Raw genomic sequence first — 14,831 nt, 5'->3', positions numbered from 1 at the left:
CGCTGACCTCAGCCCTTGACCAGGGCACGCTCGATGATCGGCCCGAGGTCGAGGCTGGCCGGCAGGGTGCCGAACGCACCACCCCATTGGCCGCCGAGCCGCGTCGCCAGGAACGCCTCGGCGACGGCCGGGTGGCCGTGGCGGACCAGCAACCCGCCCTGCAACGCCAGGCAGATGTCCTCGGCGATCTTGCGCGCCTGGTACTGGGCGGCGACCACGTCGGCGCCCAGGTCCGCCAGCCGGGCTTTCAACGCGTCGACGTGGGCGTCGAGGCGGTGATCCTGGCCGGCGGTCTCGGCGAGCTCATCGAAGAGCACGGCCACCGATTGGGGCTGGGTGGCCAGGGCGCGCAGGGTGTCCAGGGCGCTGACGTTGCCCGAACCTTCCCAGATGCCCATCAACGGTGCCTCCCGGTAGAGCCGCGGCATCAGGGAGTCCTCGATGTAGCCGTTGCCGCCCAGGCATTCCATCGCCTCGGCGGCGTGCGGGGTGGCGCGCTTGCATACCCAATACTTGGTGGCTGCCAGCCCGATCCGGCGCAGCAGGCCCTCCCGTTCATCTCCGCGGACCGCCTTGTCGGTGGCGCCGGCCATCCGCATCGACACCATGGTGGCGGCCTCGGCCTCCACCGCCAGGTCGGCCAGCACGTTACGCATCAGTGGCTGGTCGATCAGGTAAGCGCCGAACGCCTTGCGGTGCTGGGCGTGGTAGCTGGCGCGAGCCAGTCCCATCCGCATGCTGGTGGCACTGCCCAGCGCGCAGTCCAGGCGGGTGAGGTTGACCATCTCGATGATGACCGAGACCCCGCGGCCCTCCTCCCCCACCAGCCAGGCGGTYGCGCCCTCGTACTCGATCTCACTGGAGGCGTTGGCGTGGTTGCCGAGCTTGTCCTTGAGCCGCTGCAGCCGCATCCGGTTGCGGGTGCCGTCAGGCAGGATCCGGGGCAGGAAGAAACAGCTCAGTCCGCCGGGAGCCTGCGCCAGCACCAGGAACACGTCGCACATCGGCGCGGAGGTGAACCATTTGTGCCCTGTCAGGGTGTAGCTGCCATCAGCGTTCGGCACCGCCTGGGTGGTACCGGCGCGCACATCGGAGCCGCCCTGCTTTTCGGTCATCGACATCCCGGCGGTGATGCCGGCCTTGGTGGCCGGCACCTTCAACTCGGGGTCGTAGACCCGGCTGGTCAGCAGGGGCTCGTAGGTCTTGGCGAGTTCGGCGTTGTGGCGCAGCGCGGGCACGATCGCGTAGGTCATCGAGATCGGACAGACGTGGCCCGGCTCGGCGGTCCACACCCCGGTCTGCGCGGCGCGGACGACATGTGCGCCGGGTCGCGGGTCGGCCCATGGGGCCGCGTGCAGGCCGTGGGCAATCGCGGTGCGCATCAGCTCGTGGTAGGCCGGGTCGTATTCCACTTCGTCGATCCGGTTACCGACGACGTCGTGGGTGTGCAGCACCGGCCGGTGGCGGTCGGCCAGCGCGCCCCAGCGTTGCACCTGCTTGGATCCGGAAGTCGCACCGAGGTCGGTGACTTCGTCGACGCCCCATTGGCCGCCCTCGCGGATCAGCGACTCGATGAGGACCGGGGACGACGCCGGGTTATAGCCTTCCAACGGAAGGACCTGGTTGGTGACGATGTGCGTATCGGCCATAGCCGAATATTACAGTTTTTGCACGCATGCACAATGGGTGTAATAAAATTGATGTCGGCACATAAAAACGGCGGTCACAGCCTGGGGTCGGGAGGTTCCAAGCTGTGACCGCCGTCGTTTTGGGGCGCCGGACTAGGTGCTGCGCACTCCCCCCACACCATGCTGGTGTCGCTCAGGCATTTGGACCCCCTCCAGTCCTGAGACGTGTGCGCAGCTGCCGCGGTCACGGCGCCTAGGAAAGTTGTAGCACACAACCGACCCAATGTCGCCCATTGCGTGACAAATCAGTCATTTCGGATGTTTTTTCGGCCGGTCGGCACCCCGGGCGCCGGTCAACTCAGCCGCTCACGCAGGAACGCTATGTCGGCCTTGCGGCCCTCCTCTGCGGTCTCGCAGATCACCGGGGCACCGGCGGCCTCGACCACGGCGACCAACAGGTCGGGGTCGATCTGGCCGTCACCGAAGTTGGCGTGCCGGTCCCGTCCGGAGCCGGGCGCGTCCTTGGAGTCGTTGCAGTGCACCAGATCGATGCGGCCGGTGATCGCCTTGATGCGCTCCACAGCGTCGGGCAGGGATTCCCCGGCCGCCCAGGTGTGGCAGGTGTCCAGGCAGAACCCGACGCCGGTGTCACCGATGTGGTCCCACAGTTTGGCGATGGTGTCGAAGTGGCGGGCCATCGCATAGTCGCCGCCCGCGGTGTTCTCCAGGTACACCGGGACGGTGCTCTCCAGACGGTCCAGCGCCTTGCGCCACCGCGCGAACCCGGCCTGCGGGTCGTCGTCGTCGGCCGTCACGTGGCCACCGTGCACGATCACCGCGGCCGCGCCGATGTCAGCGGCCGCCTCGCAGGTCTGCTGCAAGATGGTGCGCGACGGGATGCGCACCCGGTTGTTCGGCGAGGCGACGTTGATCAGATACGGCGCATGCACATAGATCGGCAGCGCCGCCGCGCGAAGTTGCGCCGCGTCCTCGCGCGGTTTGGGTGGCTTCCAACTCTGCGGGTTACCGAGGAAGATCTGCACCACATCGGCGCCCTCGGCTTCCGCGGCCGCCAGCGGATTCTGCGGGCGCACATGGGATCCGATCAACACGGCGGCCAGCCTACCGGCGCCGCGACCGGCCACCTCAGCCCAGTTCTGTCGGCCAGGTGTGCACCGGCTGGTTGGTGTGCATGTGTGTGCAGTAGCGGCTCAGCATCTCCGCCAATGCGTCCTGCCGGCTCAAGCCCTGGGCCTGTAGCGCGCGGACCGTCGACACCTGCCAGGTGGCGCCGTTGCGTCCGGTTGCCACCCGGTCGGCGATGATGCCGAGGAACCGGTCGATCACCTCGGCGGCCACGCCCCACTCCTCGAGCCCGTGGCGGGCGAGCGGCAACAACTCACGCCGGGTCAGTTCCGCCACGCTCACCTCGCCCAGCTCCGGCCAGAACAGCCGGGCATCCATACCCAGGCGCGCGGCGCGGCGAAAGTTGTCGTGTGCCACCGCAAAACTCATCTGGGTCCACAGCGGGCGCTGGTCGAGGGCCAGGCTGCGCAGCAGCCCGTAGTAGAACACCGCATTGGCCACCATGTCGGCGACAGTGGGACCCGAGGGCAGGACCCGGTTCTCCACCCGCAGGTGCGGTCTTCCGTCGACCACGTCGTAAACCGGGCGATTCCAGCGGTACACCGTGCCGTTGTGCAGCCGCAGCTCGGCCAGTTGCGGGGTGCGTCCCCGGGCCAGCTCGTCGGCCGGGTCCTCCTCGGAGACTTCGGGAAGCAGCGACGGGAAGTAACGCACGTTCTCCTCGAACAGGTCGAAGATCGAGGTGATCCACCGCTCGCCGAACCACACCCGGGGCCGCACCCCCTGGTTCTTCAGTTCGTCGGGTCGGGTGTCGGTGGACTGCGCGAACAACTCCACCCGGGTCTCCGCCCACAGGCGGTGACCGAAGAAGTAGGGCGAGTTGGCGCCGATCGCCAGTTGCGGGCCGGCCAGTACCTGGGCGGCGTTCCAGTAGTTGGCGAAGTCGGCCGGCGAGACCTGCAGGTGCAACTGCATGCTGGTGCAAGCCGATTCCGGTGCGATGTTCTCCGCGTGCAGATTCAGCGGCTCGGGGCCGTCGATGTCGATGTCGATGTCTTCGCCTCGCGCCGCGAAGATCGAGTCATTGAGCGCCGCGTACCGCGCCGAATCACTCATCCAGTCACCGGCCAGATGTTCGGGCATCAGGGTGGGCAGGATGCCGATCATGACGATGCCCGCATCGTTTGTGCGGGCTTTGGCCTGCGCGTCATTGAGGCTGGCACGCACCTCGGCTTCCAGTTCCAGGGCTGCGCGCGCGGTGAACTGACGAGGCGGCACGTTGAATTCGATGTTGTAGGAGCCCAGTTCCCGTTGGAATGCCGGATCGTCGATCGAGGACAACACGCCGGCATTCGACATGGCCGGGTGATGGTCGTCGCCGATCAGGTTGCCCTCGATCTCCATACCGGTCAGCGGCGGCTCACACTCGAAGCTGGCCTGCGCCAGCATCGTCTCGAAGACGTCCAGGCACTGCTGAATCTTGCGCCGGTATTGGCGACGCTGGGTGCGCGAGTAGGCGGTGCGGTTGACTTCGTCCCCCATCTCAACGATGCAACCCGGTCTGGCGGCCGGCCGCAACCTGGGCAGGCCCGCCTCCCCCTGTGCAAAGCTCCTCACCCGCGCCGCGACAAGACGCGAAAGCCCCCATTTCGAGTTCGAAATGGGGGCTTTCGGGACTGCTCGCGCAGAACGGATCTAGCGGTAGTCGCTGTACCCGTAGTCGTCCAGCGGAACCGCGGCACCGGTGGCGGCGCCGAAGTCCGGGCTGTAGTACTGATCCTCGTAGGACGGGATCGTGTACGCAGCGGCCCGGGCCTCCTCGGTGGGCTGCACGGCGATGTTGCGGTACCGGTTGATGCCGGTGCCGGCCGGGATCAGCTTGCCGATGATCACATTCTCCTTCAGACCCTGCAGCTTGTCGCTGCGGCAGTTGATCGCCGCATCGGTCAGCACGCGCGTGGTCTCCTGGAAGGACGCCGCCGACAGCCACGAGTCGGTGGCCAGCGACGCCTTGGTGATACCCATCAGCACCGGACGTCCGGCCGCGGGCTCGAGGCCCTCAGCCACCACCCGACGGTTCGCGGTCTCGAACTCGGCCCGCTCGGTCAGCGAACCGGGCAGGAACTCCGTGGCGCCCGAGTCGATGATGGTCACCCGGCGCAGCATCTGCCGGACGATCACCTCGATGTGCTTGTCATGGATCGACACACCCTGGGCCCGGTAGACCTGCTGAACCTCGTTGACCAGGTGGATCTGCACCTCGCGCGGGCCCTGCACACGCAGCACCTCGTGCGGGTCGGCCGAGCCCTCCATGAGCTGCTGGCCGACCTCGACGTGGTCGCCGTCAGCCAGCAACCGCTCCGAGCCGTCCTCGTGCTTGAACACGCGCAGCCGCTGGCGCTTGGGCAGCTTGTCGTAGACCACTTCCTCGCCACCGTCATCCGGCACGATCGTGATCTTGTAGAACTTCTCGCCCTCTTCCAGCTGCACCCGTCCGGCGACGTCGGCGATCGGCGCCTTGCCGCGCGGAATCCGGGCCTCGAACAGCTCCTGCACACGCGGCAGACCACCGGTGATGTCGTCACCGACGCCACCCTGGTGGAAGGTACGCATGGTCAGCTGAGTACCGGGCTCACCGATGGACTGGGCCGCGACGATACCGACCGCCTCACCGATGTCGACCAGCTTGCCGGTGGCCATCGAGCGGCCGTAGCAGGTGGCACACACGCCGGTTCCGGTGGCGCAGGTCAACACCGAGCGCACCTTTACCTGCGCGATGCCGGCAGCCAGCAGCGCCTCGATCGACGGGTCGCCGAGGTCGTGGCCGCGCTCGATGACGACCTTGCCCTTCTCGTCGGCCGCGTCGACGGCCAACGTGCGGGCGTAGGCCGACGTCTCGATGAACGGGTTGCGGATCAGCGATCCGTCCGCGGCCACCTCGGCCAGCTCCACCATGATGCCGCGCTCGGTGCCGCAGTCGTGCTCGCGCACGATCACGTCCTGGGACACGTCGACCAGACGACGCGTCAGGTAACCCGAGTCAGCGGTACGCAGGGCGGTGTCCGCCAAGCCCTTTCGGGCGCCGTGGGTGTTGATGAAGTACTCCAACACCGTCAGGCCCTCACGGAAGGAGGACTTGATCGGGCGCGGGATGAACTCACCCTTCGGGTTGGTCACCAGACCCTTCATGCCGGCCAGCGTCCGGGTCTGGGTGAAGTTACCCGTAGCACCGGAGTCGACGATGGTGATGATCGGGTTGTCGGCCGGGTAGTGGTCACGCAGCGCCTGACCCACTTCCTCGGTGGCTTCCTTCCAGATCTCCACCAGCGCCTCGTTGCGCTCTTCGCGGTTGAGAGCGCCACGCTGGAACTGCTTCTCCAGCTTGTCGGCACGCTCCTCGTAGGAGTCGAGGATCTCCTTCTTGCGCGGCGGCACCAGCACGTCGGCCATCGAAACCGTGACACCCGAACGGGTGGCCCAGTGGAAGCCGGCGTCCTTGAGCTTGTCGACGGTCTGGGCGACCACAATCATCGGGTAGCGCTCAGCCAGGTCGTTGATGATGACGGCCTGAACCTTCTTGTGCATCTGCTTGTTCACGAACGGGTAGCCGGTCGGCAGCAGCTCGTTGAACAACACCCGGCCCAGCGTGGTCTCGGCGATCCAGGCACCGCCCGGGCGCCAGCCGTTGACCCCGAACAGCTCGGTCTCCACCTCGGCCGGCGGCCGCAGCTGGTCCAGACGCACCTTGATCCTGGCCCGCACGCTCAACGCACCACGGTCGACGGCCATGATCGCCTCGGCTGGCGAGGCGTACACGCCGGTCTCCGGGCGGTCCTTGGCTGCCGGGGTGTATTCGCCTGTCTCACCTTCGATCTCGGTGGTCAGGTAGTACAGCCCGGTGACCATGTCCAGACGCGGCATGGCCAGCGGCCGACCCGAGGCCGGCGACAGGATGTTGTTCGACGACAGCATCAGGATGCGGGCCTCGGCCTGCGCCTCGGCGCTCAGCGGCAGGTGCACCGCCATCTGGTCACCGTCGAAGTCGGCGTTGAAGGCCTCACACACCAGCGGGTGCAGCTGAATGGCCTTGCCTTCCACCAGCTGCGGCTCGAAGGCCTGAATGCCCAGGCGGTGCAGCGTGGGTGCACGGTTGAGCAGCACCGGGTGCTCGGCGATGACCTCTTCGAGGACGTCCCACACCTGAGGACGCTGACGCTCCACCATCCGCTTGGCGCTCTTGATGTTCTGCGCGTGGTTGAGGTCAACCAGTCGCTTCATCACGAACGGCTTGAACAGCTCCAGGGCCATCAGCTTGGGCAGACCGCACTGGTGCAGCTTGAGCTGCGGGCCGACCACGATGACCGAACGGCCGGAGTAGTCGACACGCTTGCCGAGCAGGTTCTGACGGAACCGGCCCTGCTTGCCCTTGAGCAGGTCGGAGAGCGACTTCAGCGGACGGTTGCCCGGTCCGGTGACCGGCCGGCCACGACGTCCGTTGTCGAACAGCGCGTCGACGGACTCCTGCAGCATCCGCTTCTCGTTGTTGACGATGATCTCGGGGGCGCCGAGGTCGATCAGTCGCTTGAGGCGGTTGTTGCGGTTGATGACCCGGCGGTACAGGTCGTTGAGGTCGGAGGTCGCGAAGCGGCCACCGTCAAGCTGCACCATCGGACGCAGCTCCGGCGGGATCACCGGCACCGCGTCCAGAACCATGCCCATCGGGGAGTTACCCGACTGCTGGAATGCGGCGACCACCTTGAGGCGCTTGAGGGCACGAAGCTTCTTCTGCCCCTTGCCGTTCTTAATGATGTCGCGCAGCAGCTCGGCCTCGGCGTCGATGTCGAAGGTCTCGATGAGCTTCTGGATCGACTCGGCACCCATGGCACCGGTGAAGTACTCGCCGTAGCGGTCCACCAGCTCGCGGTAGACGGTCTCGTCGACGATCAGCTGCTTGGGAGCCAGCTTGACGAAGGTGTCCCAGATGTTGTCGAGGCGGTCCAATTCACGCTGAGCACGGTCGCGCAGCTGACGCATCTCGCGCTCGCCGCCGTCGCGAACCTTGCGGCGCACATCGGCTTTCGCGCCCTCGGCCTCCAGCTCGGCCAGGTCGGTCTCGAGCTTCTGGGCGCGGGCCTCCAGGTCGGCGTCGCGCTGGTCCTCGACGGCCTTCTTCTCGACGACCATCTCGGCTTCCAGCGTGGACAGCTCGTTGTGGCGCATCTCGGTGTCGACGCTGGTGATCACGTAGGCCGCGAAGTAGATGATCTTTTCGAGGTCCTTGGGCGCCAAGTCCAGCAGGTAACCCAAGCGAGACGGCACGCCCTTGAAGTACCAGATGTGGGTGACCGGGGCGGCCAGTTCGATGTGGCCCATCCGCTCACGACGCACCTTGGCGCGAGTCACCTCGACGCCACAGCGCTCACAGATGATGCCCTTGAAGCGCACCCGCTTGTACTTGCCGCAGTAGCACTCCCAGTCGCGAGTCGGTCCGAAGATCTTCTCGCAGAACAGGCCGTCCTTCTCGGGCTTGAGCGTGCGGTAGTTGATCGTTTCCGGCTTCTTGACCTCACCGTAGGACCATTGCCGGATGTCCTCCGCGGTCGCCAGGCCGATGCGGAGCTCATCGAAGAAGTTGACGTCGAGCACGTAACTCCCTTTCCCCTTGCGGGTTTAGTAGCGAGTAATTAAGCGAGGTCCTCAACAGAGGCGGATTCGTTGCGGGACAGGTTGATTCCCAGGTTCGCGGCTGCCCGCTCCAGGTCCTCGTCCTCGCCTTCGCGCAATTCGATCGCCGCACCGTCCTTCGCCAGCACCTCAACGTTGAGGCACAGCGACTGCAGCTCTTTGAGCAGCACCTTGAAGGACTCCGGGATACCCGGTTCGGGGATGTTCTCGCCCTTGACGATCGCCTCGTAGACCTTGACACGACCGACCGTGTCGTCGGACTTGATCGTCAACAACTCCTGCAGCGTGTACGCCGCACCGTAGGCCTGCATGGCCCAGCACTCCATCTCACCGAACCGCTGGCCACCGAACTGCGCCTTACCGCCCAGCGGCTGCTGGGTGATCATCGAGTACGGGCCGGTGGAACGCGCGTGGATCTTGTCGTCCACCAGGTGGTGCAGCTTCATGATGTACATGTAGCCGACGGTCACCGGGTACGGGAACGGCTCACCGGAGCGACCGTCGAACAGCATCGCCTTGCCGTCACCGTTGACCATGACCTCGCCGTCGCGGTTGGTCAGCGTCGAGGACAGCAGACCCTGCAGCTCGGCCTCCCGCGCACCGTCGAACACCGGCGTCGCGGTACGGGTGTCGGGCCCGGCGGCGTACAGCTCCTCGGGGAGCTTGTCCGCCCAGTCCGGCACACCGGCCGCCACGTCGATGTTCCAACCGGTCTTGGCGATCCAGCCCAGGTGGGTCTCCAGGATCTGACCGATGTTCATCCGTCGCGGCACACCGTGGGTGTTCAAGATGATGTCGACCGGGGTGCCGTCCGGCAGGAACGGCATGTCCTCGGCCGGCAGGATCTTGCCGATGACGCCCTTGTTGCCGTGGCGACCGGCCAGCTTGTCACCGTCGGAGATCTTGCGCTTCTGCGCGACGTAGACGCGCACCAGCTCGTTGACCCCGGCGGGCAGCTCGTCGTCGTCCTCGCGGGAGAACACCCGGATGCCGATGACCTTGCCGGACTCGCCGTGCGGCACCTTCAGGGAGGTGTCGCGGACTTCCCGGGCCTTCTCGCCGAAGATCGCGCGCAGCAGCCGCTCCTCGGGCGTCAGCTCGGTCTCACCCTTGGGGGTGACCTTGCCGACCAGGATGTCGCCGTCGCGGACCTCGGCGCCGATGCGGACGATGCCGCGCTCGTCGAGGTCGGCCAGCACCTCGTCGGAGACGTTCGGGATGTCCCGGGTGATCTCCTCGGCGCCCAGCTTGGTGTCACGGGCGTCGATCTCGTGCTCCTCGATGTGGATCGAGGTCAGCGTGTCCTCTTCGACCAGCCTGTTGGACAGGATGATCGCGTCCTCGTAGTTGTGCCCTTCCCACGGCATGATCGCCACGAGCAGGTTCTTGCCCAGGGCCATCTCACCGTTGTCGGTGCACGGGCCGTCCGCGATCACCTGGCCGGTCTCGACACGCTGGCCGGCGTCGACGATCGGACGCTGGTTGGCGCAGGTGCCGTGGTTGGACCGGTTGAACTTGCGCATCCGGTAGGTCTGCCTGGTGCCGTCATCGGCCATCACCGTGACGTAGTCGGCGGACACCTCCTCGATGACACCGGTCTTGTCGGCGACGATCACGTCGCCGGCGTCGATCGCGGCGCGCAGTTCCATGCCGGTACCCACCAGCGGTGCCTCGCTGCGCACCAGCGGAACCGCCTGACGCTGCATGTTGGCACCCATCAGGGCGCGGTTGGCGTCGTCGTGCTCGAGGAACGGGATCATGGCCGTGGCCACCGACACCATCTGGCGCGGCGAGACGTCCATGTAGTCGACCTCGGCGGAGGAGACGTACTCGACTTCGCCACCCTTACGGCGGACCAGAACGCGGTCCTCGCTGAAGCGGCCGTCGTCCTCCAGCGGCGAGTTGGCCTGCGCCACAACGTGGCGGTCCTCCTCGTCGGCGGTCAGGTACTCGATGTCATCGCTGACCACACCGTCGTTTACCTTGCGGTAGGGGGTCTCGATGAAGCCGAACGGGTTGACCCGTGCGTACACCGACAGCGATCCGATCAGACCGATGTTGGGGCCTTCCGGGGTCTCGATCGGACACATCCGGCCGTAGTGGGACGGGTGCACGTCACGAACTTCCAGGCCGGCCCGCTCACGCGACAGACCGCCCGGCCCCAGCGCCGACAGCCGGCGCTTGTGGGTCAGACCCGACAGCGGGTTGTTCTGGTCCATGAACTGGGAGAGCTGGCTGGTGCCGAAGAACTCCTTGATCGCGGCGACCACTGGGCGGATGTTGATCAGGGTCTGCGGCGTGATGGCCTCGACGTCCTGAGTGGTCATCCGCTCACGGACCACGCGCTCCATCCGGGACAGACCGACCCGGATCTGGTTCTGGATCAGCTCACCCACGGTGCGCAGACGGCGGTTTCCGAAGTGGTCGATGTCGTCGACCTCGACGGGAACCTCGACACCACCAGGCACCGTCATGGTGGCCGATACGCCATCCTGAGCGGCCTGGTGCAGACGCACCAGGTACTCGATGGTGGCCACGATGTCCTCTTCGGTCAGCGTGGTCGGCTGCGACTCGCCCGGGTTGGCGGTCAGGCCCAGCTTCTTGTTGATCTTGTAGCGACCCACCCGCGCCAGGTCGTAGCGCTTCTCCTTGAAGAACAGGTTCTCCAGCAGCGTCTGCGCGGACTCCTTGGTGGGGGGCTCGCCCGGACGCAGCTTGCGGTAGATGTCCAGCAGCGCCTCGTCGGAGTTGGCGGCGTTGTCCTTCTCCAGCGTCGACATCATGATCTCGGAGAAGCCGAAGCGCTCGCGGATCTGCTCGGAGGTCCAGCCCAGCGCCTTGAGCAGCACGGTGACCGGCTGCCGGCGCTTGCGGTCGATACGAACGCCCACCAGGTCGCGCTTGTCGACGTCGAACTCCAGCCAGGCGCCGCGGCCCGGGATCACCTTCACCGAGTGCAGCGTCTTCTCGGTCGACTTGTCGATGTTGGCGTCGAAGTACACGCCAGGAGAACGCACCAGCTGGGAGACCACCACCCGCTCGGTGCCGTTGATGATGAAGGTGCCCTTCTCCGTCATCATCGGGAAGTCACCCATGAACACCGTCTGGCTCTTGATCTCGCCGGTGTTGTTGTTGATGAACTCCGCGGTGACGAACAGCGGGGCCGCGTACGTCATGTCCTTGTCGCGGCACTCCTCGACCGGGGCCTTGACCTCGTCGAACCGCGGGTCGGAGAACGACAGCGACATCGAGCCGGAGAAGTCCTCAATCGGGGACAGCTCTTCGAGAACCTCTTCGAGGCCACCCTTGGGCGCAGCACCGGTCTGCGCGGCCATCTTCTCGCGCCACTCCGACGCCCCGATCAGCCACTGGAACGAGTCGGTCTGCACATCGAGCAGACCCGGAACCTCGAGGGGTTCACGCAGCTTGGCGAAGGAGACCCGGTTCGGGGCTCCGGGCACAGAACTATTGGGAGAATTCTGGGTGGTAGTACCTGAAGCGTTCTTTTTGCTCTGGCGGGAGACTGCCAAGATGCATCCTTCCAGCACCTAATGCGGCCAGCGGATTCCGGCTCTCACCGGACCCGTTCGCTGCGAATATTCGACCGTTGGTTCGGCTGGCGAACGCTCTGTCCGGTCTCACGCACAGCCAAACCACGAGGTGACAAGCCAAAACGAGCCAATAACGTGACTCAGGCTGGTACTGCGGTGTTCGGGTGCGGGTAAGGGATGGGCAGGAGGAAGCCAGCGCAACGTCCAACAATAGCGCAGGCTGACGCAATCCTCAACTGCGATGCCCCGGGGCCCTATCGGTGCTGGCTGACCTTCCGCCGGGCTCTCCGCACGTGTGCTGGTGACCAGATTGGACCGTTTAGGTCCGTCCGTCAAGAGCTGACACGGGGTGAGCCTGCGCGGATTCAGCCAGGCGGGGTCGGGATCGACGCGGTGGGAGCCTCTTCGTCTGCCGGGAAGTCGTGCACGGCGTACTTGTGGGTGCCCTCCAGCTCGTCCCGGATGGCCGCCTGGGCGTTGGGGGGCAGGGTGTGCAGGATCTCGCGCACCCGAGCCCGGCGTCGGGCCACACCCTGGCGCTCCGGCAAGCCAGGGGTCGCGCTCAGCTGAGGCGGCACGCCCTCGATCTCTTCCACGCCGCCGTCGCTCTGCCCGGCGGCGATCATGGCCTCCTCGGCCGCCGCGGTCGCCTGGTCCTTCTCCTCGGACATGCCGATCGGGCCGATCCGTCGGCCGTTGAGGAACTGGCGCACCACCGGCTCGTCGGACGTCAGCAGCACCTCGCGGGGCCCGAACATCACCAGCTCCTTGCGGAACAGCATCCCGATGTTGTCCGGCACGGTCCGGGCGATGTTGATGTTGTGGGTAACGATGAGGATGGTCGCGTCGATCTGGGCGTTGATGTCGATCAGCAGCTGGCTCAGGTAGGCCGTGCGAACCGGGTCCAGGCCGGAGTCCGGCTCGTCACAGAGGATGATCTTCGGGTCCAGCACCAGGGCGCGGGCCAGGCCGGCACGCTTGCGCATACCGCCGGAGATCTCACCCGGGAACTTGTAGCCGTCGTTGGGCATACCGACCATCTCGAGCTTCTCCATGACGATGTCACGGATTTCCTTCTCGGACTTCTTGGTGTGCTCGCGCAGCGGGAAGGCGGTGTTGTCGTAGATGTTCATCGAGCCGAACAGGGCGCCGTCCTGGAACAGCACGCCGAACAGGGTGCGGATCTCGTAGAGCTCCTTGGCCGAACACTGCAGGATGTCGGTGCCGTCGATGACGATCGAACCGCGCTCGGGGCGCAAGAGGCCGATCAGCGACTTCAAGAACACGGACTTGCCGGTACCGGAGGGACCGAGCAGAACGCTGACCTCTCCCTCGGGAATTGTCATGGAGACGTCTTCCCAGATCCGGGCCGATCCGAAGGACTTGGTAAGCCCCTGCACCTCGATGGCGACACCCATTAGTTGAGGTCCTTCCGCAACGTCTATTCGTGCCACGACTGGCTTGTGGCTTGGGCCACTGTAGCGCACGGGTGCGACTGTTATCGGCGGTCCGTCTCAGTCAGTGGTGTCCAGTTGCCGCAGAAGCCCATCGCGACCCGTTGCGGCAGCTGCACGGCAGCCAACGACTCACAGGTCGCGGCGTCGAGGAACCGGGAGTTCCAGGAGTAGGACAACCCGCCCGGCGGCCGGCTGCCGCGATTGACCGTCGCGGTGCTCGGAGTGGGCATCCACGCCTGCCGACCTGGCCGCACAGCACCATCCCGCAGACAGCAGAAGCCCCCGGAACCTCGCGGGTTCCGGGGGCTTCCCCTTGTTCCGGGAACTACTTGACGGTGACGGTGGCGCCAGCCGCCTCGAGCTTGGCCTTGGCGTCCTCGGCAGCCTCCTTGGCGACCTTCTCCAGCAGCGGCTTGGGCGCGCTGTCGACCAGGTCCTTGGCTTCCTTGAGGCCCAGGCCGGAGACGACCTCGCGGACCACCTTGATCACGCCGATCTTCTTCTCGCCAGCCGACTCGAGGATGACGTCGAACTCGCTCTGCTCCTCGCCGGCCTCAGCGGCAGCGGGGGCAGCGCCAGCGGCGGCCACGGCGACCGGGGCCGCAGCGGTGACGTCGAAGGTCTCCTCGAACTGCTTCACGAACTCCGACAGCTCCAGCAGAGTCATCTCTTTGAAGACGTCGAGCAGCTCTTCGGTGGAAATTTTGGCCATGATTTCGGTCCTTTCTGATTCCGGTTAGGGAAGTTGGGTTGGGGTTGTGCCTAGTTATTCGGCGGCTTCGGCCGGAGCCTCGGCGGTCTCCGCCGCGGCTTCGGTCTCGGCAGGCGCCTCGGCGGGCGCCTCGGCAGCAGGTGCTGCAGGGGCGGCTTCCGTGGCAGGCTTCTTCTCCTGCAGTGCGGCTGCCAGGCGGGCCATCTGCGACGCCGGGGCGGCGAACAGTCCGGCGGCCTTGGACAGGTTGGCCTTCATGGCACCAGCCATCTTGGCCAGCAGCACCTCGCGCGACTCCAGGTCGGCGATGCGCTCCACCTCAGCGACGGTCAGCGCGCGACCGTCCATGTAGCCGCCCTTGATGACCAGCGCCTTGTGGTCCTTGGCGAACTTCTTGATGGCCTTGGCGGCGTCGACCGGCTCGCCCTGAACGAACGCGATGGCCGTCGGGCCCGCGAACAGCTCGTCGAGCCCTTCGACTCCGGCCTCGGCCGCGGCCAGTTTGACCAGGGTGTTCTTCGCCACCGCGTAGGTTGCCGCACCACTGAGCGAACGCCGCAGCTCCGCCAGGTTCGCAACCGTCAGACCGCGGTACTCGGTGATCACGGTGGCAGTCGAGCCGTTGAACTGCTCGACGATCTCCGCGACGGCGGCGGTCTTGTCAGCCCGCGCCATGCATACCTCCTCGGTGTCGCTGTTGTTGTCTCAAGTT

9 protein-coding genes are annotated in these 14,831 nt (G+C 66.2%); all 9 read right to left on the bottom strand.

Translation table 11 applies throughout. From position 1 onward, the window contains the following. Nucleotides 1-8: 8 nt before the first annotated feature. The 9 genes from EJK91_RS02270 to rplJ all read right to left on the bottom strand — a co-directional run bounded on the left by EJK91_RS02270 (nt 9) and on the right by rplJ (nt 14,794). Entirely contained in the window at nt 9-1,649 is a 1,641-nt protein-coding gene (locus EJK91_RS02270) for an acyl-CoA dehydrogenase family protein (RefSeq protein WP_125078148.1), read from the bottom strand. A gap of 332 nt (nt 1,650-1,981) precedes the next feature. Then, nucleotides 1,982-2,740, bottom strand: coding sequence for a deoxyribonuclease IV (locus tag EJK91_RS02265; protein ID WP_125078147.1), 759 nt, complete (start codon nt 2,738-2,740; stop codon nt 1,982-1,984). 34 nt (nt 2,741-2,774) lie between these two features. Next, complete coding sequence (locus EJK91_RS02260) at nt 2,775-4,256, bottom strand: glutamate--cysteine ligase (protein ID WP_024441000.1); 1,482 nt, start codon at nt 4,254-4,256, stop codon at nt 2,775-2,777. A gap of 153 nt (nt 4,257-4,409) precedes the next feature. Further along, nucleotides 4,410-8,360, bottom strand: a complete 3,951-nt coding sequence (locus EJK91_RS02255; RefSeq protein WP_024440999.1) for a DNA-directed RNA polymerase subunit beta' — start codon at nt 8,358-8,360, stop codon at nt 4,410-4,412. A 38-nt stretch (nt 8,361-8,398) separates the two neighbouring features. After that, nucleotides 8,399-11,929: a DNA-directed RNA polymerase subunit beta gene (gene rpoB, locus EJK91_RS02250; protein WP_164517861.1), complete on the bottom strand. Its 3,531-nt coding sequence runs from the start codon at nt 11,927-11,929 to the stop codon at nt 8,399-8,401. Between the two features lie 386 nt (nt 11,930-12,315). Continuing rightward, complete coding sequence (locus EJK91_RS02245; RefSeq protein ID WP_024440997.1) at nt 12,316-13,368, bottom strand: ABC transporter ATP-binding protein; 1,053 nt, start codon at nt 13,366-13,368, stop codon at nt 12,316-12,318. An 80-nt stretch (nt 13,369-13,448) separates the two neighbouring features. After that, nucleotides 13,449-13,637 carry a carotenoid oxygenase family protein gene (locus tag EJK91_RS22890; RefSeq protein ID WP_024440996.1) on the bottom strand — a complete coding sequence of 63 codons (189 nt, stop codon included), beginning with the start codon at nt 13,635-13,637 and terminating at the stop codon, nt 13,449-13,451. 95 nt (nt 13,638-13,732) lie between these two features. Continuing rightward, nucleotides 13,733-14,119, bottom strand: coding sequence for a 50S ribosomal protein L7/L12 (gene rplL / locus EJK91_RS02235; RefSeq protein ID WP_024440995.1), 387 nt, complete (start codon nt 14,117-14,119; stop codon nt 13,733-13,735). 54 nt (nt 14,120-14,173) lie between these two features. Next, nucleotides 14,174-14,794, bottom strand: a complete 621-nt coding sequence (gene rplJ / locus EJK91_RS02230; RefSeq protein ID WP_046300534.1) for a 50S ribosomal protein L10 — start codon at nt 14,792-14,794, stop codon at nt 14,174-14,176. Between the last annotated feature and the right edge of the window lie 37 nt (nt 14,795-14,831).

Origin of the sequence: Mycobacterium sp. P7213, from assembly GCF_900604305.1 — a bacterium.
In the GTDB taxonomy this organism is placed as follows: Bacteria; Actinomycetota; Actinomycetes; order Mycobacteriales; family Mycobacteriaceae; genus Mycobacterium.
The sequence above is the reverse complement of the archived record's forward strand: the minus strand, read 5'-3'. Positions and strand labels throughout refer to the sequence as shown.